The organism is Paenibacillus taichungensis (genome assembly GCF_050994985.1).
GTDB classification, from domain to species: Bacteria; Bacillota; Bacilli; order Paenibacillales; family Paenibacillaceae; genus Paenibacillus; species Paenibacillus taichungensis.
On record NZ_CP194720.1, the window covers coordinates 3,306,081 to 3,327,433 of the forward strand.

Genomic DNA, 21,353 nt, shown 5'->3' on the forward strand with positions numbered 1-21,353 from the left:
GTTATTCGCTCCCTTCAAGCTTCGGTAAAGGAAGCACCGAGTTAATAAGCATCTGGGTGTAAGGATCTTGCGGGTTTTGCAGTACGCTAAGCGAATCTCCGTGCTCCACAATCTGCCCCTGCTTCATCACGCACAGCTTCGAGCACAGCGTCGCTGCAATCGCCAAATTATGTGTTACAAAGACCATGGCGAATCCCAGTTCATGCTGCAAACGTTGGATCGTCTCCATAATTTGACGCTGCACAGTAACGTCCAAAGCCGTTGTTGGCTCATCACAGAGCAGAATGCCTGGCTTGCACGCCAGGGCCAGTGCAATGACTACCCGCTGACACTGCCCACCTGACAGCTGGCTAGGGTATCGGTCCTCACGCTTCAACGAGTCGGGAAGCCCCAACAGTTCAAGTAATTCCAGCGCTGCTACCCTGGAGGCCTTCCTGCTTAACTTTTGCCTGTAATAAACAACTTCCGCCAGCTGTTTAACAACGGGGCAGAGCGGATCGAGCGCACCTCTCGGGTCTTGAAACACCATCGCGCTGTTCACGTCACTTCGAATGGTTCCACCCGTCTGCTCTACACCGCTTGGCAACAGTCCCAGAATGGAACGAAGAGTTAGTGATTTACCGGAGCCGGATTCACCTACTAATCCCAAGCTCTCCCCTCGCCCAAGCGAGAAATGTACATCTTGAACTAATTTTTGATTTGACTTGGTTGAAAGAGATAGCGCCTTGACTTCAAGAATCGGTTCAGTGGACATTATTTTTTCCTCCATACATCGGCCAATCCATCACCGACAAGCGACAAAGCAATTCCCGTGTAAACGACTGCAAATCCCGGAACTGCCGAGAGCCACCAGGCTGTCGTGATAAAGGATTGTCCATCCGAGATCATCGTGCCCCAATCTGGGGTCGGTGGTGCGATGCCAATGCCCAGGTATCCAAGCGTAACAATCGCCACCAGCAGCCCAACCATATCCGTCATGAGGACAACGATCGCCTGAGGCAATACATTGGGCAGGAGATGACGAAGGATAATCCGTATTCCCGGCAAACCCAACGTCTGTGCGGATGCGATCCATTCCTGCTTGCGGTAGGATGCACTCAGCCCTCTGACGACACGGGCAAAGACAATCCAGCCAACGAGCATAAACGTAATATAAATCCCCCTCTCACCTGCTCCGCTGGCAAAAGCCACGATAATGACAATGAGATAAAAAGGGAAAGCGATAAGGGTATCGGTAACTAACGATATGATCTTATCAATCCATTTTCCGTAATACCCTGCGAGCATCCCCAGAAATACGCCCATGCAAAAGGGTACAATTTCCGCCAGCACCATAATGCTCAAGTCGGTTCGCGCGGCATAAATCAGTCTAGTGAACAAATCACGTCCCAGTTGGTCTGTGCCCAACCAATGTTCAGCAGACGGCGGTTGCAAAAAGGCACTCAAATTTTGCTCCGAAGGGTCATAAGGACTCACCCACGGTATGATCACAGCCAAGATGATCAGCACAGCAAACATCACACTTCCCACAAGCAGGCTAGGAGTTTTCAATATGCGATTCAAGAGACTGGTGTTTTGGCTGTCTTCATATAACTGAGGTTCAATTCGTATCGTTTTCATGGTCTTCCTTTCGTTCTGGGATCTAGCCACCTGGACAGAAGCTCTATCAGGAGACTGATGATCACGACAGATACAGCACAGTAAAGGGCTATGCCTTGAATGACCGGGAAATCCCGTTTGGAAATGGAACTAAACAAAAGACTGCCAATTCCTTTGATACCAAATACCTGTTCAACGACCAATGTGCCGCCAATGAGATAAGAGATATTAACGCCAAGAAGGATCAGCGTCGGAAGTGCCGCATTGCGCAGGACATGTTTGAATAGAATGACCCGGCTAGGTAATCTCGCAGCCTTCAATGTAACTACAAAATCAGATTCCAGTACTTCAAGCATCTGGGCTCTTAATGAACGAACCAATGTTGGAATCTGTGAAAAAGCTACGGTAATGGCGGGAAGTGTCAAACTGTATAAGGTGCCCCACCACCCTTCGCCGACTCCACCAACGGGAAACCAGTGAAGATGAACACTCAGCAGCAGAATCAAAAGGATGCCAACCCAGAAGATTGGCATACCTAGCGTTACCGTAGGAAAAATACGTATCAAATGGTCCAGCAGCTTATCCTTGTGTGTAGCGGCCAGTGTAGCAAGCACGAGAGCAATGACAATTGCCAATGCACATGCCATGGCAATGAGCAGCAAGGTAACGGGTGCACGATCAGCAATCAGTTCTCTAGTGGAGGTTCCGTTAATAATGGAGTTGCCGGTATCCCCCTGAGTGAACAGTGTCTTCACAAACCGTATGAATTGTTCCCCCAGCGGCAGATCCAGCCCGAGAGCATGGTGCATGCTCTCAACGGCCTCTGGGGTGCTGTACTCGCCAAGAATCATTTTGGCAGGATCTCCTGGTACCATTCTGATGAGAAAAAAGACTGCTGTCATCACACAAAGGATCACTGCCAACGCTCTTCCCACAGTACTGATCAACCAGAACTTCTTCATTTCTGAATACGAACGTCTTCAAAACGCACACTGCCGTTAGGCAAAACAACAATGCCATCTACTGAAGAACGAACACCAATCAGAATATCCGGATAATAAAGCGGAATGTAAGGCACTTCATCGGCAAGCGTTTGAAGCAGTTTGGAGTATATTTCGGCACGGCCATCGCCGTCCGGTGTTTGTTGGCCTTTATACAAAAGCTTGGTTACTTCATCATTGGTGTAATGCGTCCAGTAAGATTTGCTGAAACCATCAGGGTCGGTCTGGAACGCAATGATTGAGTTCGCTTCCGGAGAATCGGCTTGCCCACTGTTCAGCATCGCTGCGAAATCATAAGCAAAGAATCGTTCACGGAAGGTAGCGAGTTCAATCGATTCAATCTCGATGTTAATGCCAATTTGTTTCCCCGCTGCCTGAATGATTTGCGCTTCTTGCGCTCTGGTGCTGTTGCCTGAAGCTACAAGCAGTTTTGTAGTAAATCCATCAGGGAAGGCCGATTTGGCAAGTTCCGCTTTGGCTGCATTTACATCAAAATTCAGCGCCTTGAGTGTATCATTCGAATTGTAAGGAATCGTTGTCGGCAGCAATGAATTAGCGGTCTGTGCATAACCAAAGGTAAGCGCCTTAGTCAGACCGTCACGATCAAGTGCCAGAGCCAATGCCCGACGAACATGCACATCCGAAAAATGCTTATCCAGCGTGTTAAAGAACAATTGCTCTGTCACCCAGCTGCCGTTGGTTACAACAGTTGTATCCGCGCCATTTTTGATTTCATCGGCATTTTGCAGAGCCAGCGACTCAATCGCGTCCACTTCTCCTGCTTTCAATTGATTGATTGCTTGGCTGTCATCTTCTATCAGCTTGTAAACAAGCTTATCAACCGATGGCTTTCCTTCTTGCCAGTAGTGAGTGTTCTTCGTAAAGGTCACATCGCCTGCAGGGTCCCACTGCTCAACTACAAACGGTCCTGTACCTACCGGTTTCTTGAAAAATTCTTCCTCGGTAACTCCGCCAAAATTGTTAGGAATAATACCGTTCGAGAAGTTGGACAGCTCGGAAATAAACGGCGTATACGGCTCTTTAAGTGTAATTACAAGTGTGTGGCTATCTTTGGCTTTGATCGTATCCACCTTCGCGGATATTGCAAGCGGGCCACCAACCTTCAAATGCCGCTCCAGCGAGAATACGGCATCATCTGCCGTAACATCTGTGCCATTAGAGAACTTCAAGCCATCACGCAACACAAACGTATACGTCAGACCGTCATCACTGATGTTATGCGATTTGGCAAGCCAATCCACAATCTCGCCTTTGCTATCAAAAGCAACCAGAGATTCAAATACTTTATCAATGGCGAAAGCGTTGTTCGATGTAATCTGATTATGCAAATCAAACGAGGTTACGGAAGCCGGCCGACCATATACAAAAGTCCCCCCCGTTGCAGTCTCGTCCGTCTTTGAATTTTCATCCGTACCTTGGTTCGTCCCAGGCTGGGCTGCTGCATTGGGAGCAGGATCATTGGACGATCCGGAGCAACCGCTAACGATTACCAATAATAGAACGGCTAACGCTCCTACCCATAATGACTTTCTCGTTGATGATTTAAACTGTGACATGACTGACTCTCCCCTTCCAATAAAGCTTATGTGTTTAGTATGGATTGATTATGGATTAAAGCACCCCCTCTGTCAAACAAAAAATAATGACCATTACGAGATAAAACTATTTTATCCAATGAAGGAAATGAATCCGTATTCATAAGGCTCAGAAGCACTTGACACACCAAAAAAGCCAGAATATATTCTGGCTCTCTTTGTTCTTAACTTTATATGATTTTGCGGAATAGCTCCATCACTTCATCCCTGGAAGGTTGATACGGATTACCCGGTGCACAGGCATCTTTCATGGCATTATCCGCCAGCAATTCAACATCAGGGTCTTTCACACCCAATTCAGACAGTCTCTCAGGAATGCCAACCTCCTTGGAAAGCTGACGAATGGCTTCAATCACATACTCCGAGCACTCCTCATCTCGTTTGCCTTTTACATCCATACCGATTGCTTTGGCTATATGACGGAATTTACCTGGCACATGCTTTGCATTCAATTCTTCTACATAAGGGAGCAACATCGCGTTACATACCCCATGCGGCAGATCATAGACTCCACCAAGTTGATGGGCCATCGCATGAACATAACCCAAGCCTGCATTGTTAAAAGCAATCCCGCCAAGAAAACACGCATACGTCATATGCTCTCTTGCTTCCAGATCACTGCCGTCCCTGACGGCTCTGGGTAAATATTCAAAGATCAGCTCAACGGCAGCCGCTGCTGTAGCGCTCGTTACCGTAAACCCACCAGGCGTGACCATGGCTTCCACCGCATGGGTTAATGCATCCATGCCCGTGGCCGCAGTAAGACTGGCCGGCTTGCTCAGCATCAGTTCCGGGTCATTCACTGATAGGTCGACGAGACTGTTTCGATCCACCATCACCATTTTCACCTTGCGTTCCTCATCTGTAATCACGTAGTTCATGGTCACCTCACTGGACGTGCCAGCTGTTGTGTTAATTGCAACAAGCGGCACGGACTTGTGTTTCGATTGATGCAAACCTTCATAATCACGGATATGCCCACCGTTAGTTGCTACAATACCAATCCCTTTGGCAGCATCCTGAGGTGAACCTCCGCCTATCGATATAATGGCGTCACAGCCATGATCCATAAATACGTGAAGTCCGTCATGTACATTCTGACAGGTTGGATTAGGCTGAACCTCATCATATACCACATAGTCTAACCCTGATTTTCTTAGTATAGACAGCACTTGTTCAGCAACGCCGGAAGAAATCAATCGACGATCACTTACGACGAGCGCTTTGCGAATACCCATTTTCTCAATCATTTTTCCTGCTTCGTGTAAACATCCTCTACCCATCAAGTTCACGGGCGGAACATAATAAGCGTGTGTTGCCATCTGAACCAGCCTCCTGTTACCCCTGATTTACTATCTTTATTGTAACTGAATCCGTTTTCAGATATAGTGAAATAAATCACAACCAAGTTGATAAATGTTTCTTTTGCACGGAATTATCCAAGAATTATTCAATGATTATGTCTGTTCTTCATTAACTGGCTTATCTGTGCGTGTATTAAAAAGAGCTTGTTAATCTTGGATTCACAGGTTTCGCCTCTCGAATTAAAAAACAGGGGCCGCCCCTGGTCATTTTCATGACTTTAGGACAGCCCCTGCAGATGATGTTCAGCAATCCAGAAGCTCCTGGATCGGCATGTAATAGACGGGATAGGCTCTACCTTGTTCAAAACCAAGCTTACTCGCAATCGTAATGGAATCATGACGGAAATCCTCTGTCGTCCAGTGTGGAACGCATTTCCGTTCCAGAACGGATTGCACATAAGCGCTTGCCAGGGCCGTAGCCAGACCTTTGCCACGGTGTATCGGATCGTAGGTGTTGATGCCTGTTTCATGGTGAATGCCACTGACAAACACTGAGATACATGTACCTACAACCTTCCCTTGATGCACCGTGCATGTTCCAACTCCGTATTGAAAAAAGTCCTCCACCGAATGCCAGAATTTCAAAATTTCCTGCTCAATGATACAGCTTTTGTCCTCCAGCATTGCAGCTCGATCGATAACTTGAAGCTCATATCCACGAGGGACGAACAAGGAGCTGGAACTGCGTTCCAGCCACTGTCCATACTTCGTAAGATTGAATTGAAAAGGAACTCGTAATCCTTCTCGCAAACGTCCGTTGAATATGTGATCCAGGACTGGAGACCAATCCGAGCCGGGCTCTGGGTAAACTTCAAGATTCAGCATGTCTTCGCCAGCATCTAACGCTTCAGGCAATAGCTCCTGAACAAGTACCTCCCTGATAAGGCTATTGAAATGTTCATTATCCGATCTTCCGATTAGGTAAAACATTTCGTTTTTGGCCCAAATCAGGGCGCTTTTCGGAGCATGAAGCTGGTCTGCATAGACACGCCCGCATTGAAGTCCTGCAAGTACTCCACCCATAACCACATGCCCGTTTGTACCCGAGATGAAGGGCGTCAATTGCTTCCTTTGGGACGGTTGATCCAGTAAAACCAACATGGTATAACCTCGCATTCTTTGTATAGGGTGGGTGAAAAAAACATTCAAATCCGCCCTGCCTCAGAATGCTGTAACGTCAGGTGTATTCCTCGTTCCCTTTCACCTCTTCGACCTTTATTTTTATTTTTCGCTTACAGTGCTTTATCGTCTACTGCATCCAACCATGCTTCGATATCTCCGATGACAGAGGATACGCAGCCGTCTTCAAACGGAGAATTCAGACCTGCCAGTTCTACCAATCCTGTGAAGGACAGGCTTCCTCCGGCTTTACACAATGTCAGGTAGTCAGCCCATGCAGACTTCATATCCTGATTACTGCGTTTCCAGAACTGGAATGCACAGATTTGTGCCAGGGTGTAGTCGATGTAATAGAACGGCGACGAGAAGATATGACCCTGTTTGTGCCAGAATCCGCCTTGTTCCAAATAAGCGTTATCCTTGTAATTGATGTGCGGCAGGTAAGTCTTCTCAATATTGCGCCAAGCCTGCTTACGCTCCGCTGGTGTTGCATCCGGGTTTGCATAAACAAAATGCTGGAATTCATCGACTGCTACGCCGTAAGGAATGAAGAGCAGTCCGGAAGACAGGTGATCAAACTTGTATTTGTCCGTATCTTCCTTGAAGAACAATTCCATCCACGGCCAAGTGAAGAATTCCATGCTCATGGAATGGATCTCTGCGGATTCATAGGTCGGCCAGTTGTACTCAGGTACTTCGAAGTGACGGCTCTCATAGACCTGGAACGCGTGACCCGCTTCGTGTGTCAACACGTCGATATCGCCTGATGTACCGTTAAAGTTGGAGAAAATAAACGGCACTTTGTAATCATTCAGGAAGGTGCAATAGCCCCCACCCTGCTTGCCTTTTTTGCTCACCAGATCCATCAGTTCATTGTCGGTCATCATCTGGAAAAACGTATCCGTTTCTGGTGACAATTCAGCGTACATCTTCTTACCATTGTCAATGATCCAGTCCGCATCCCCTTTAGGTGTCGGGTTCCCCGTCTTAAAGCTGAAACCCTGATCGTAAAAATAGAGGGTATCCACATCAATCCGGCTGCGCTGACGCTCTCTGAGCTTCGTCGCTACAGGCACGATATAATCACGGACTTGTGCTCTGAAATTGGACACCATCTCCGCGTTGTAATCCGTGCGGTTCATACGGTCATAGCCGAGTTCCACATACGATGGGTATCCGAGCTTCTTCGCGATCTGTGTACGCACTTTCACCAATTCGTCGTAAATGCGATCGAATTCAGCCTCATGTTCAGCCATGAACGTATATCTTGCTTCCGATGCGCGTTCTCGCATGGAGCGATCTGTGGACAACTCAAAAGGATGCAGCTGCGGCAATGTGCGTTCTTCACCTTCAAACGGGATTTTGGCCGAAGCAATCAGCTGATTGTATTCCGTAGAAAGTTTGTTCTCTTTCTGAAGGTCCTCGATAATTTCCGGGCTGAATGTTTTCAGAGACTGATCCGCCAGCTGGAACAGCTGTGAGCCCCATTTTTGTTCCAGTTCAGCACGGAATTTGGAATTTACCAATGCTCGATAATAATCGGTGATGTATTCTTGAATGATCGGAGAGCTTTCATCCAGAAATTCATTTTCTTCTTTGTAAAATGTATCATTGGTATCAATCGAATGACGGATGTAGACCAATTGTGCCTGAGTCTCAAAGTCACTGCGCAAAGCGTTAATCTTGTCCATATATCCACTCTGCTCTTCAACCGTAGTTGCGGCTTCAAAACCACTCAGAAGCTCACGGAATGACGTTTTGATTTGTTCCAGATCGGGACGTGTATACGTATACTCACTAAATTTCATTTATGTACACCCTTTCCTGTTAGGCATATTTCGGGATTCCCCGAGTTGAACTAAACCCTATTATACAAAAGAGCAGCCTAAAAATCCCAACTTTACGAAAAATATTTGTCCATCGGTCAAATGGAGCTACATCACTCGTTACATATGTTACGGATGAATGTTAGATACAATACACAAGTAGAAGATGCTGCATCAGCAGGAAATGGGTTTTCCTCCAAGCAGCATCTCATTAAATCATGAAAAGGCGTGATAAACAGACCGTTACTGAACGTTCACGTACCAATTAGAGTAATTGATCTGGCCGCTGCCTTTCGTAATTTCGGTTCCATATTCAACACTGCTGACATATTTGCTGTTGGTAAAATAACTTTTGGAGATGAGGTAATCAGTGAAGTTTTTGACATTGATGCTATAGTTGTTAGGGGATTTTGACTTTTTCAGGAACGAGTATACCCACCACTGATGCACTCCGTTGTCGGTAATCTCACCGCGATACAGATCATAGGTTTGTCCACCAATGGACACATCCGAGAACACTTTGGAACCAATAGGCCCTACACCGGAAGTCCAATCGTTCCAGATCATAATCTCCTCGGTGGGTGTGCTTGACCAGGTCGCATTGCCGATGTCGTGCAGCCAGATATCATACGCATTATTATACTCCCCAGTGGTGTTGGACGCCTTAGAATAACTTACTCCGGTATTGATACTTTTGTTCGCAGACAATCTCGTTGGCAGCCCACTGCCTGGTGTGTAGCCCTCTGTCCAGTGCCAGCCGCTGACTAGTGAAGGATAAGCTTTGACCCCACCCACAGTCGTTGGCCAGTTCCAAACGTAACCCAGATCAGTATTGCTGTTCACATACACGGACTGGGACCAGCCACTGACACTTGAGCTTCCCCAGCTATTGTTGAATATATAATACTTGTTGTTGCTGAAATTAAGTTTGGCGTACGCTGTGGAATCCGATGCTGCGCTGGCTGTAATTGGAACGGCCGCAATCAGTAATGACATAACCAGCAGCATCCATGCTTTCTTGCCTGATCTTTTCTTCATCTTCAAACCCATAATGTTAGCCTCCCATAAATTTTAATGTAAACGCTTACAGATTTAAGTGTAAAACATTTCCATATACAAGCATACCACTTAAATCCAACATTATTTCATGCTATATTTAGACTTTTTGGCATTATATACAAATAAGCCCGCCTCGCATCCATTGCGAAGCCAGCTTATAGGCTTGTCTTTTGACATTTTTCTTAATACTCTCTAGTGTTGATCGTTGTCCATAATCTTGTAGAACCAGCCCATTCCGACCATTCCCACAACCATAATGATTGCCATAATAATGATATATGTCATGAATGTAACCCCCCTGCTCCGTATTTCTTCACACTACTACCAGTTTACACGGTGAAACCCATTTTGAATTGACTGAACATTGACAAAAATACGAAATCTTCATTTTCACTCAACATATTGTGTCCTTTTTCATTGTAATTCCAACCGTCATCTTACTAATTCGATTATTCCACATCCACCGTATCTGCATCCAAATATTCAAAACACAGATTCACAGTTCGCAAAAGTTTCATCCGCCATACATACGGTGTATACTATAAATCTATGAATTGGAATTGGATTACACGCAGAAAGGTTTGAACTGAATGTCGACTCGCACAACCTATTTTCGTCAGCTATTATTCGCTTTTTCACTAACTCTTATGCTGTTTTTACTATCCGCCTGTGCTGATGGTGAAGCTCATGTCACGGTTAATATGGACGGTTCATCCGATCTGGATCTGAATCTCAGCGTAACCGACTCAGCCTTGGGAATGATGGGACAAGAGAATCTCATGACAATGCTCGCAAATACGTTGAAACAGAATAATTTCCAGGCCGAAGTTTCAGACCAGGGAGATCGGACACAACTCAAAGCGACAACCCATTATGAGAAAAGTAATACCGTCTCTACCTTCAGCATGTCGGATCTGCCTGATGGAATCAAGGTGGAGCAATCCACTACACCTGGCTTTTTCACTTCCAAATTGCATATTGCTGCTGAAGCAGACCTGTTGCAGACTATACCTGATGGAGAAGTCAAAGACCAAATCAGCAAGGTCCCCGGATTTCTCAAAAACTTGCTGTTGAAAGATGTCAATTTTGATTTCAAGCTGACACTGCCAATCAAGGTGCAGGATTCCAATGCAGATCTGGTCGAAGATCATGGAAAAACCCTTATTTGGCACGTCTCCCCACTGAATACGAATAAACTGGATTTAACCGTACAGGTCCCGAATATTCGGAACATCATAATTACGGGGGGCATTGCCTTGGTGCTGATCATTGCATTACTTATCTGGTTTATGGTCCGTCGCAGACGAACCCGTCAGGGTAGAAATGTATAACTAACCTCAGCTCAAGAAGTTTGGATGAGATGACTACGATTTCATTTCCGACTTGCCAAACGGTGTTATGGATAGTAGAATACATCCGTACTGTGTGAACGGTTAACTTAACTATGGAAAAGCTAAAGAGGTGACAGGTTTCATGAATATCCGGGAATGCCCTTTGCCTGGTATCGGAGTAAAGTACCAGTTTGATACAAAAAGCGGTAATAAGTTGGTCATAATTGTCCACGAAGATGGACGCCGTGAATTATTCTCGGTGGACCCCAATGACAATGAAGAACTTACCTTAATTGCAGAACTGGAAGATGACGAGTGCGTAACCCTTTCGGGGTTAATTGGAGGATGGTCCTGATATCTGTCAGGGCAGTACCGACGATATGCAAAATAACCTGCTCCCTCAATTAGGGGCAGGTTATTTTCTTATCTCTATATTCCTAGTGCAAAAGACCATCAGCGCTCTTGCTGGGACCGAATATACGGAACCCATGTGTTTAGCACACGACTTATTTCCGTAGAGCTGAACGGCTTGCTGATAAAGTCCTGCATGCCGCATTTTAGACAGGCTTCCCGGTCGTTCGCTCCTGCAAATGCTGTGATGGCTGCAATGACGGGAGTTTCAGGATGGCTTTGCCTAATTCGACAGGTCGCTTCAATCCCATCCATAACAGGCATTTGGATATCCATAAAGAGAAGGTCGTATGTTTCCCTTTCCAATGCTTTCACCGCTTCAGCACCGTTCTCCACAATATCACATACACCGCCGAGCTTACGAAGCATTTCCTCCAGCAAATGACTGTTCAATGACTGGTCCTCAGCTATAAGAATTTTGATCCCCGCTGCAAGACTTGTACGATCCAGCCTCAGGTCGTGATCAGCCACCTCTTCAATCCGATCCGTGGACTCGTCTTGCCAACGTTCAAGTAACAGGGTGAATTGGAAATTCGCTCCCTCCCCTGTCTCACTCTGTACACCAATGGCGCCTCCCATGAGTTCCACAAGCTTCTTGCTGATAGCCAGCCCCAGACCTGTACCTCCATATTTCCGATTAATAGCCGGATCGAGCTGCGAGAAGGACTGGAAAAGTTGATGCTGCTTGTTGAACGGAATGCCAATGCCCGTATCTTTGACCGAAACTAACAAGATAAGGTGATTCTCATTGTAAAATTCCGCCGGCTTAACGTTCACATGAACCTGAATGCTTCCCTTCTCCGTGAATTTGACGGCATTGCCTACCAGATTTATTAGAATCTGACGAATCCGTGTTTCATCGCCTCTTACGCGTTCGGGAATCTGATCTGACATTTCACAGTATAGTTCAATATTCTTTTCGGAAGCTCTAAGCGCAAATAGTTCCATAACCCCGCCAAGAACGGCCTTGAGATCCACTGGCTGTCGTTCGAGATCCATTTTGCCTGCTTCAATCTTGCTGAAATCCAAAATTTCATTCAAAATATGCAGCAGTGATTCACCACTGTCGATGATGATATCAGCGAAGCCGTTCTGCTCCTCATCCAGTTCAGTTTCTTTTAGAAGGTGAGCCATGCCCATGATTCCATTCAGAGGTGTACGAAGCTCATGACTCATAATTGCCAGGAACTCGGATTTGGCTCGATCCGCATGTTCTGCCACTTCTTTGGCACGAATGATTTCCTTCACCGATGTCATATCGCGGAAAACCAGAACTGCCCCACGATTGTCCCCCTGCTCCATAATCGGTTTTAATTGAAACTCCGCCAAGAAGCTGGAGCCATCCTGCTTCCAAAATACAGACTCAGATCGCGGCAGGCTTCGCCCTTCACGTACAGCTTGAAGAATTGGAGTGCCATTGGATGGATAAGGGATACCCTCACTTTGCATTTGTAACATAATCTCTTCAAGCGGCTTGCCATTCATCTCAGACGGACAGAAATCCATCATCTCTGTTGCAATCGGGTTGGCAAATATCAGATTTCCTTTCTGATCCAGGCCAATGACACCCTCAGACATGGCATTGAGAATCAACGCCCTTTCATAACTGAGATTTTCAATTTCCTCTACATACCTTTTGGACTCCGTAATATCGCTGGTTATTCCATAGACGCCTACGACCCGATCCTCGAGCAAAATCGGAACATTAATCACACTCGTTTCAATACGCTGTCCGTTCTTGTGAATCAGTCCTACCTCATAGCTCTGTGCAGTTCCTTTTACGGTCTGTTCAAAATGATACCTTGTCTTATCCAGGTCCACCGGATCAATAAGATGATCAAACGGCCCGCTAAGCAGTTCCTCCTTGGTGTGGCCAGTCAACTGCTCCTGACCTGCATTGGCCTTCAACAGGTTTCCTTCCAGATCCAATGAAGCAACTCCAAGTGGATTACTGTCGAACAATGATTGGTATTCTTGAAGACTTAACTGCTGTTGCATACTTGCTGTAATATCACGGGTCACCGCGATCATTTCCTGCAAATTCCCCTGTTTGTCATATAGATAATGAGTGATGGTATCTGCCCATACAACAGAACCATCTTTATGCAGGAGCCGATAGCTCATTCGATCAGGAGCAAGGCCCTGAATTTGACCCGCCACGTAAGCTTCGACAAGAGGTATATCGCTGGGGTGAATGCAGAACATTCCAGATTGACCAACGACTTCTTCAGGATCATATCCCAACATGCTTTGGCTGGCTGGAGATACGTACTTGAACGTCCGTTCCGGATCGGCATGGTGAATGGCAATCAGGTCAAGCGAGGATTCAACCAGCAATCTTGAGATTCGACTGCTCTCCTCCAACTGCTTGCGTTGTATAATGAGTCGACTCTCTGCATCCTTCTGCTTCGAAATATCCGCTGTCTGCACAAGCAAATAAAGCGGCTCGCCGCTCGTTTCATCCCTAACGATGCAGGCTCTTACCGTGGCCCACAGAAGAGAATCATCCTTGCGCTTAAGCCGTAACTCTGTTTCATACATCAGACTTATTCCATTGGTCATATCCCAGAAATGGGACCTAAACTCCTCCATCTCTAAGTCTTCCTCATGGATCATATGTACAATCGGAGAGTCAATCAATTCATCTTCACTGCACCCCAGCATTTCACAAAATGCCGGATTAAGCTGAAGCCAACGTCCATTCACATGCGAAGCAACAGCAATGCCGATCGGTGCATGTGTGTATAACTGCCCGAACAGAGAGCGATTCTCTGCAATTGGATTCGACACCACATATCCTCCTTTATGGGGAATCTGAATATATTCCGTATGAACAGATCGACCTGAACATAACTTCATCTATAAGAGTAGTACCCCAAATGTCATGATTTATAAACGAGATCAACAAAAATCCAGGCAATTATCGACAATCTTATCGTGTGTTCAAGCTGTCTGTACTTGGTAGACATACAAAACCATATAAGTGGCGTCATATACTACAGAATACGCGTGCATATCCGTTTGTACAAGGCTGAACATCCAAATGATACTGGAGGTTATGATTATGATCATTGTTGCGAATCAACCGATTGAGCTGGTGCGTTCGGATTGGTCTGCTTTTGCATGGCATTGGTTACAACAACTACAGAACAGTCCAACCGTATACACATATCAATCCATGGATCATCTCCACTTTGAATGGACGTTGCGCGAGTCTCTGGTGGATGCAGCGGAAGCGCTCGATCGAAGTGGGGTCAGCTTTGCCTCGTTTGAGAAATCCAGATGTAACCCTGCCTATTGGAACCGAAATGCTGAAGGTGGCTTTGAGTTAAGATCTGAGGTAACGCCTGCTGAAGGAATCCGGGACATTTGGAAGAATGGTCATTTGTATGCTTTTGAATGTGCAACAGCGACTGTCATTGTCCTTTATGGCGGTGTATTGAACAGTATTCGGGAAGATGATTTCAATTCATTATTCCGCGACCTGCTGCTCTACGATTGGCACTATGACAGCGATCTGCGATTAACGGAGAAGAACGGCAGCGACTCAGCGCTTCCTGGAGATGTATTGTACTTCAAAAATCCGGACGTTTCCCCTGAAACACCAGAGTGGCAGGGGGAGAATACCGTTATGCTGCGTGAAGACTTATATTATGGTCATGGAATCGGAATTGCAAGCGGGGAAGAAATCATTCGTTCACTGAATCAAAATCGCATTCCTGGAAGTACAGTGTCAGCCTATTTAATGGATACGGTTATTTATCCTGACTTTCTATATCTATCCCGCTACGCTAAAAACAGTAACGCGAATTCACAGACAGCCTCATCTACCCCGGTCCTGCCAGGACAGTTGTACGTACGCATTGGCAGTAGCCGTTATTTGCGAACCTAAACCGGCTTGAAGCGTAATTCATTAGGTGTTAAAGTGCTGTAACAATATTACATGCTGAAAACCCCGTGAAGCAACAGCACAACTGTTGCTTCACGGGGTTTTTGGAGCATTTGAGATAAGCCAGCCTAATAACAACCGGATTGTCCCACCGTTCCTTGTTATTTAGCTGAATTCGTTCATCGTTATTATTCGATGGGGTCTAACTGTACAACGACCTGCTTGCCACTTACCTGAATACCCGTCGTTTTACTGCCATACTCAGCCAGAGATTTGCACAGCTGTTCTGCCCATTCTTTACCTGCTGTCCCTTCCTTGGCTCCATGCACCTGGATGACGAGCTTCACTGAATCACCCTTCGTCAAGATACGCTCTGCCTGAGATTGCTTGGTCTCCCGGTCGTGGTCTTCCATCTGCAGATTCAGTCGGATCTCCTTCACTTTACGTTTATCCGGTGTTTTCGCAGCTTTCTTCTTCTCTTGCTGCTTTTCCTGTTTTGCTGCTCCAGCGCCCATCAGTTTGCAAGGCGGCGGGCTGGTCATTAGAGACATACAGATCAGATCGACCTTGTGCTGCTTCGCAAGTGCAAGTGCGTCTCGCGTAGACATGATGCCGAGATCTTCACCGTTCAGGCCGGTCAACTGGACTTCAGTCGCTTTAATCTTTTCATTTTTGATCATGGTACATCCTCCTCTACAACAAAAGCCTGTCCTGACCTATGACAGATCAAGAGCAGGCTTGGATGTTGTAACTGAATATTCATCGTATATCTGAACGTAATGGTTATACGTCGGTTTTGTGCATCTTACAACGAGTTGAACGCTTCGGTCAGAACTGGAACAATTTGCGATTTGCGGGATACTACGCCTTTGAGCAGCGCTCTGCTATCCGACAATGTTACATTGTACGCTTTTTCTACAGCTTTGGTGGAAGCACCATAAGCCAATGCAACGGAATCGTTGTTCAGGATGTCGGTTACGACAAATACAAACAGGTCAAGACCTTTGCTGGAAATAATGGCTTCAATCGCTGCTTCAAGCTCAGGTTGCTTCACAAGCACATCATTCACGTCAACCGCGTTCACTTGTGCAATCTCCACTTTTGCTTGACCCATAGCGAATTCTTTTGCATCCAGGGAGATCAGTTCAGCAATCGTTTTCTGGCTCAGGTCTGCGCCCGCTTTCAGCATATCCAGACCATAGCTGTCTGCATCTACACCAGCAATGGCAGCCAGTTCACGTGCTGCTGCTACATCCTGCTCTGTGCATGTTGGAGATTTGAACAACAGGGAGTCGGAAATAATCGCGGACAGCATCAGACCAGCAATCGGTGCGCTGATTTCCACGCCGTTTTCTTTGTACAATTTATTCAAAATGGTTGCTGTACAACCTACAGGTTCTGCACGGAAATACAAAGGTTGGCTTGTCTCAAAGTTCGCGATCCGGTGATGGTCGATAACTTCAACAACCGTCACGTCCTCAATATCGCTGACACTTTGCTGACGCTCGTTGTGGTCAACCAGGATGACCTTATTCACTTCGTTAGCTGCTGTTTTGATCAGACGTGGCGCTGCCACTTTGAATTGGTCCAGTGCAAATTGAGTTTCGCCATTTACTTCACCGAGACGAACAGCTTCAACGTCCTGACCCAATTTTGTTTTCAAGTCTGCATAGGCAATGGCCGAGCAGATCGTATCCGTATCGGGATTTTTGTGACCGAAGATTAATGCTTTTTCCATATTAATAGCCCTCCGTCAATTCTGATTTAGATGAATAAAATGTAATATTTCAATCATACCCTTACTGATTATAGCGTTAATAAGGCTTAATTCCAATCCCTTTACAGCGAATTAATTACAAAATCATGTCAGGGTCTTGTCTTTATACTCCGTAAACGAATGCACAACTCTGCCGTTCCACCAGCTTCGATCCATTGTCGGTATGTATACCAATCCACTTTCTCAAGAAAGTAAAAAGTTAGAGCTTCAACGGGATTTAATTTATACTCTTGTTTAAGGGATTTATTTGAAATTCGCCGCGTGGATTAAACCTCGGGACCCTGACGGGTCTCTCCTCTTTTCACAAAAAGAGTCTGCACACTTCCGTCTTCGCTGATCTCCAGCAAGTTCAGTCGAGCACCATAAGCACATCCGCCATCAATACCAATCTTGTCCCCCGTGGGGTCAAACCAGACACCTGGCTCGTTATGCAAATTTTTGACTGGAGTATGACCGAATACCACCGTCTCCTTGAGCGATGTTGGTCTGGAATAGAACGGCTCCCGAATCCAAATGAAGTCACGCTCTGACTGGGTCCGCCAATCCTCCACATCCGGATTAATCCCGGCATGTACAAAGATATAACCAGGAATTTCGTATACAAGGGGAAGCTGTTCCAGAAAACGAAGATGATGCTCATAGTGTGTACGGAGCCACTGTTTGGCTTCAGTATAAACATCCCAGTCCAATTGCTCATCATCCAAAGAAACCTCGGCATAGCTGGCCAGCGTCTGTAAGCCACCATTACGAATCCAATGTTTGTCATACTCCTCGACATCATGATTCAGCGCCTTGACCATCATCGCATCATGATTTCCTTTGATCGCAATAATGTTGTACTGCTCATGCATCTGCATAATCTGTTCCACGACCTCTTTGCTCTTCGGTCCGCGGTCGACATAATCACCTAACAAAATCAGCTCGTCCTGCTTCGGATCGTATGCTGCCTGCTCAAGCAGAGCATTGAATTCGTCGTAACAGCCATGAATATCACTAATGACACATCTGCGAATGTGAATCTCTCCTCTCCCTGATCACGCAAGAGTTAACCGGAACCTTGCTAAACAAGGTTCCAGCCATTTCAGAATATAATTCCCGTTCAGTACCGATTAATCCTGCTTTAAATTAAAGGCTTCCGCTATCAAGCTGAATGAACGCAAACGATCCTCGAATGAGTGAATCGCTGATGCAATAATAACTTCATCCGCTTCATAGCGTTCAGCCATTGCCGTAATTTTTCCCTTCACTTGATCCGGTGTACCCACAATGGAAAAAGAGCGGCGTTGACGGATCTGTTCCATCTCCATGGCCGTAAATGGATAGTTGTTCACCGTTTCTAGGGATGGGAATGAGTTCTGTTCCAGACCCCGGCCAAGCCGCAGGAAAAATAACTCATTGCTGCGAGCCAGTTCAGCAGCCGTTTCCTCGGTCTCTGCACAAAATGCCGACACCGCAATCATGGAATGTGGTTTGTCATTGAGGATGGAAGGCTTGAAATGTCTGCGATAATGCTTCATCGCTTCCTCCCCACCCGGCGTTCCGAAAAATTGGGCAAACGCGTATGCGGTCCCTTGTGCCGCAGCGATTCTTGCTCCTTCGGAACTGGAGCCAAGCAACCATACTTCCGGAACAGTGGTTACGGATGGTCCGGCTACTAGGGAAGCAAAACGATGATCCTCCGGCAGCTGTTCATGAAAGTATCCACCCAGATCGGCAATCTGCTGCGGGAAGAATTGCACATTCGATGACTTCCCTTCATTCAGAGCTCTACTGGCAATCGGCATACCGCCCGGTGCTCTGCCAATGCCAAGGTCGATTCGGCCGGGGTGTAGCGCTTCCAGCAAACGGAAGTTCTCGGCAACTTTATATGCACTGTAATGGGGCAGCATAACGCCGCCTGAACCTACCCGAATTCGATCTGTATGTGCTGCAACGTGTGCAATCATAACTTCCGGACTGGAAAATGACAGTGCTCCGCTGCCATGATGCTCCGACATCCAGAAGCGGGAGAATCCCAATTCATCTGCATGTTTGGCAAGCGTTACCGTCTCCTGAAGAGTATCCTGTACCGTCCGTCCTTCATTAATATGTCCATGTTCAAGTACACTAAGTTTCATCTATATTCATTCCTTTCGTCATCCTGCGTTAGTGGCTGCATCTCCCATTGTAACATTATTGATTACAGTTTCAAAGGATATCTGCTTCTCAGTTACACGTTCATTACACGTAAAGATGTACGATGAATAAACAAATAACGCCACCAGCTCGTGAGCCAGTGACGCTATAGTATTTCATACATATAAGAATTAAATTACGGTGCACGTTTGGGTAACAGCTTCACATACTCGTCAGACAGCTTCATCAAACTGAGCACGTGCTCATAATCAGAACGGTACGGCTCCAAATCCGTGACGGGTTCATACGTTTTTAACGAGTAGGCTGTTCCATCATCAAAGCCCGCACCCGGAATAAACATAATGTCATTATTCACAAATGAACCTGTCGGCAAGTAATACCGGATACCGAACGCATTATGGTCCATGTTAAGCAGATCGTGTCCAAAGGCTGTGAATTTCTCTTCCTTCAAAGAGACACCCATCAGGTTCATCACCGTTGGCAGTATATCCAATTGACCACCAGGCTGTTCTATAACTTGACCTTTCGCCTGTTTTGGCGTGTGGATCAAGAGTGGAATGTTGAAGCGGCTAACTTTACCGTCATAGGGCACGCCCAGATTGGTCTGGATCTGCTGAGTAATCTCATCGTTTGCCGGCAGTCCGAAATGGTCACCATATATAACGAGTGTTGTATTATCCCATAACCCGTTTGCCTTGAGTTCATTGATCAGTTGACCTACTGCATAATCCGTATAATTGATCGCTTGCAGGTAATCATGCAGCAGCGTATTGGTGATTGTGGCCGGGATGGTAATTCTCGCCCGGTCCGCAGGAACCGTAAACGGTGAGTGGCTGGAAGCTGTAATGAACTGAGCATAGAACGGCTGATTAGCAGCCTGATGCGCAGCCATTTTTTCCACACCTACACGATATAATTCCTCATCCGATGGTCCAAAATCATTAAACTTATCATTCTTGAAGCTAGGTTTGTCGAAGTATCGATTAAATCCAAGCGCTGGATACATTTTGTTCCGGTTCCAGAAGGTGACGTCATTGACGTGGAACGTTTCTGACTCATATCCTTCTTTACCAAGCAGTTTTGGAAGACTTGGCAGATCACGGTCACTATACCCTGCTGACATGGGTACAACACCGGTTGGATAGATGGATGTGTTCGACATGAACTCGGCATCCGACGTATTTCCCTGTCCGATCTGTTGGAAAAAATGAGAGAAATAATAGCTTTCTTTTGCCAGATCATTCAGAACGGGGGTTAATACCTGACCGTCGAGAGAAGCATTAATCGGGAAGTTTTGAAATGACTCCAGTTGGAGAACAATCAGGTTACTTCCTTTAGCCTGACCAAAATATTTGGTTTTGATAGCAGTGCCCTGACTCGATTTATCCTGATACGGATACTTGCTAACCAGTTGATTAATCTTGTCGATGGTTTCGTTAATATTGCCATTCGCAATGGCTTCATTCTCTTTGCTCGTCAGAATCGCAGATGACACCTGATAATTCAGGAAACCAAGATTTTCGGCACGAACCAGTTCATTATCAATGGTTTCTCCTTTGACAATGAAGCTGCCTGACAGCACGATACAAAATGCAGCCGTAAGGGCTACACCCAACTTGCCCCAATACCGTCTCCGGCTTCTGCCGAAATGGAGTCCACTGTCGCGATAGCTGTTGTTACGAGCTGAGGCACGACGACTGCGCAAGATAAACCATACGGGCAGTGCCAGTACGATATCTACAAAAAACAGGAAGTGCTCAGGTCTTACCAAAGGTCCGATACTGCCTCTCACTTGGGCGACTTGGCCCAGTTCGCTGAGTGCCGTATATGTGGGAACCGAACTGAAATGTACGTTATAGAGTGTCGCTGCGAACAATACCAGCGAGAACAACACATTAAAACCTGCGTACACTGAACGCTTCCAGGCTTTTGGCACGATCAGATCAAGGATACATACCACTGTCAGGGCCCCCAATGCGTCAGTAACGAAACCGATGCCGGACAGACCCTGGAAAAAGAAATACCGCAAAAGCGACAGCTTCAGCAGCATCAGAATGAATAACACGGCAAATAAGGTCCGTGATGAGGTCCGCTCATTTTTGGAATTAAACATGGTCGCTTTCAACCCTTATCTGAAATTTTTACGTTCCTTTTACAAAACGCATATTTTAGTATAACAGTTTTGGGGTTGGTATTCCATGAGGGGTGGCAGCAGACAAAAAAAG

General features: G+C 46.2%; 17 protein-coding genes. 3 read left to right on the forward strand and 14 right to left on the reverse strand.

Annotated features, from left to right (window positions below; translation table 11 throughout):
* Position 1: 1 nt before the first annotated feature.
* The 8 genes from ACR1R9_RS14555 to ACR1R9_RS14590 form a co-directional block, all read right to left on the reverse strand.
* Positions 2-754, reverse strand: a complete 753-nt coding sequence (locus ACR1R9_RS14555; RefSeq protein ID WP_099852797.1) for an ABC transporter ATP-binding protein — start codon at positions 752-754, stop codon at positions 2-4.
* Entirely contained in the window at positions 754-1,620 is an 867-nt protein-coding gene (locus tag ACR1R9_RS14560) for an ABC transporter permease (protein ID WP_099852800.1), read from the reverse strand. Before ACR1R9_RS14560 ends, ACR1R9_RS14555 begins: the two co-directional genes overlap by 1 nt.
* The gene (locus tag ACR1R9_RS14565; RefSeq protein WP_376033669.1) at positions 1,617-2,561 is read right to left on the reverse strand and encodes an ABC transporter permease; all 945 of its coding nucleotides are present in this window, start codon (positions 2,559-2,561) and stop codon (positions 1,617-1,619) included. The genes ACR1R9_RS14560 and ACR1R9_RS14565 overlap by 4 nt, the downstream gene beginning before the upstream one ends.
* Complete coding sequence (locus ACR1R9_RS14570) at positions 2,558-4,177, reverse strand: ABC transporter substrate-binding protein (RefSeq protein ID WP_433923330.1); 1,620 nt, start codon at positions 4,175-4,177, stop codon at positions 2,558-2,560. Before ACR1R9_RS14570 ends, ACR1R9_RS14565 begins: the two co-directional genes overlap by 4 nt.
* Before the next feature lie 209 nt (positions 4,178-4,386).
* A complete protein-coding gene (locus tag ACR1R9_RS14575; RefSeq protein WP_433923329.1) occupies positions 4,387-5,538 on the reverse strand; it encodes an iron-containing alcohol dehydrogenase in 1,152 nt (383 codons plus the stop codon).
* A gap of 285 nt (positions 5,539-5,823) precedes the next feature.
* Positions 5,824-6,681 (reverse strand): GNAT family N-acetyltransferase, encoded by an 858-nt coding sequence (locus ACR1R9_RS14580; RefSeq protein ID WP_433923328.1) that lies wholly within the window; start codon positions 6,679-6,681, stop codon positions 5,824-5,826.
* A 131-nt stretch (positions 6,682-6,812) separates the two neighbouring features.
* Positions 6,813-8,507 (reverse strand): M3 family oligoendopeptidase, encoded by a 1,695-nt coding sequence (locus ACR1R9_RS14585; RefSeq protein WP_076289721.1) that lies wholly within the window; start codon positions 8,505-8,507, stop codon positions 6,813-6,815.
* A gap of 261 nt (positions 8,508-8,768) precedes the next feature.
* A complete protein-coding gene (locus tag ACR1R9_RS14590; RefSeq protein WP_256716835.1) occupies positions 8,769-9,575 on the reverse strand; it encodes a glycoside hydrolase in 807 nt (268 codons plus the stop codon).
* A gap of 599 nt (positions 9,576-10,174) precedes the next feature.
* Here ACR1R9_RS14590 and ACR1R9_RS14595 point away from each other — a divergent pair.
* Together ACR1R9_RS14595 and ACR1R9_RS14600 are read left to right on the forward strand one after the other, a co-directional pair.
* Positions 10,175-10,915: a hypothetical protein gene (locus ACR1R9_RS14595; RefSeq protein WP_433923327.1), complete on the forward strand. Its 741-nt coding sequence runs from the start codon at positions 10,175-10,177 to the stop codon at positions 10,913-10,915.
* A 142-nt stretch (positions 10,916-11,057) separates the two neighbouring features.
* Entirely contained in the window at positions 11,058-11,270 is a 213-nt protein-coding gene (locus tag ACR1R9_RS14600) for a hypothetical protein (RefSeq protein WP_053779896.1), read from the forward strand.
* 98 nt (positions 11,271-11,368) lie between these two features.
* Here ACR1R9_RS14600 and ACR1R9_RS14605 read toward each other — a convergent pair whose 3' ends face one another.
* Positions 11,369-14,116 (reverse strand): PAS domain S-box protein, encoded by a 2,748-nt coding sequence (locus ACR1R9_RS14605; RefSeq protein ID WP_433923326.1) that lies wholly within the window; start codon positions 14,114-14,116, stop codon positions 11,369-11,371.
* A 274-nt stretch (positions 14,117-14,390) separates the two neighbouring features.
* Here ACR1R9_RS14605 and ACR1R9_RS14610 point away from each other — a divergent pair, with 274 nt between their 5' ends.
* Positions 14,391-15,218 carry a protein-glutamine gamma-glutamyltransferase gene (locus tag ACR1R9_RS14610; protein ID WP_076289719.1) on the forward strand — a complete coding sequence of 276 codons (828 nt, stop codon included), beginning with the start codon at positions 14,391-14,393 and terminating at the stop codon, positions 15,216-15,218.
* 185 nt (positions 15,219-15,403) lie between these two features.
* Here ACR1R9_RS14610 and infC read toward each other — a convergent pair whose 3' ends face one another.
* From infC to ACR1R9_RS14635, 5 genes are all read right to left on the reverse strand, one after another.
* Positions 15,404-15,895 carry a translation initiation factor IF-3 gene (gene infC / locus ACR1R9_RS14615; RefSeq protein WP_076289718.1) on the reverse strand — a complete coding sequence of 164 codons (492 nt, stop codon included), beginning with the start codon at positions 15,893-15,895 and terminating at the stop codon, positions 15,404-15,406.
* A gap of 125 nt (positions 15,896-16,020) precedes the next feature.
* Positions 16,021-16,953 (reverse strand): manganese-dependent inorganic pyrophosphatase, encoded by a 933-nt coding sequence (locus tag ACR1R9_RS14620; protein ID WP_076289717.1) that lies wholly within the window; start codon positions 16,951-16,953, stop codon positions 16,021-16,023.
* A gap of 305 nt (positions 16,954-17,258) precedes the next feature.
* The gene (locus ACR1R9_RS14625) at positions 17,259-18,011 is read right to left on the reverse strand and encodes a metallophosphoesterase family protein (protein WP_341143097.1); all 753 of its coding nucleotides are present in this window, start codon (positions 18,009-18,011) and stop codon (positions 17,259-17,261) included.
* A 90-nt stretch (positions 18,012-18,101) separates the two neighbouring features.
* Positions 18,102-19,109: an LLM class flavin-dependent oxidoreductase gene (locus ACR1R9_RS14630; protein ID WP_076289715.1), complete on the reverse strand. Its 1,008-nt coding sequence runs from the start codon at positions 19,107-19,109 to the stop codon at positions 18,102-18,104.
* A 194-nt stretch (positions 19,110-19,303) separates the two neighbouring features.
* Positions 19,304-21,241: an LTA synthase family protein gene (locus ACR1R9_RS14635; protein ID WP_433923325.1), complete on the reverse strand. Its 1,938-nt coding sequence runs from the start codon at positions 21,239-21,241 to the stop codon at positions 19,304-19,306.
* Positions 21,242-21,353 lie beyond the last annotated feature (112 nt).